The sequence below is a fragment of the Anaerotignum faecicola genome, from assembly GCA_024460105.1.
GTDB lineage: Bacteria > Bacillota > Clostridia > Lachnospirales > Anaerotignaceae > JANFXS01.
Genome location: JANFXS010000555.1, coordinates 1 through 392 on the forward strand (window position 1 = coordinate 1; position 392 = coordinate 392).

Here is a 392-nt window from a genome sequence, read left to right on the forward strand (position 1 = left end):
CGGAAACGAACGCTGTTAACAGTTTTCATGAGCGGAACTTTTTTCCCGGTTGCCGGGTCCTCAACCTGTATGGGGCCGAACGCTCCCATGGCCTGTATTTCCTCTCTGCCAAACTCCACATAATCGGTAATGTCAGAAAATGCAATGTCCATGTACTTCTGGAAAATATCGTGTTCGTCAAGCATTTCCCGGTTTAGCCGGTCCTGCTTAAGCCGCGTGATTTCCGCCCTGACCTTTGGATTTCTTAGTAGTTTGCACCCTTCGACCATTGCCGTCTCGTAACTGCTGTTATACGCTTTCTGGTATGATCTCGTTGCGTTGAAGCATCTCACATACCGGATGCAAAAAAGTCGTTGCTTGTCGGTCAGGTTAGGATTTTCTATCACCTGTAT

1 protein-coding gene is annotated in these 392 nt (G+C 47.7%); it reads right to left on the bottom strand.

Translation table 11 applies throughout. From position 1 onward, the window contains the following. On the bottom strand, nucleotides 1–332 hold a 332-nt coding region (locus NE664_15365), incomplete at its 3' end, for a terminase small subunit (protein ID MCQ4728011.1). Between the last annotated feature and the right edge of the window lie 60 nt (nucleotides 333–392).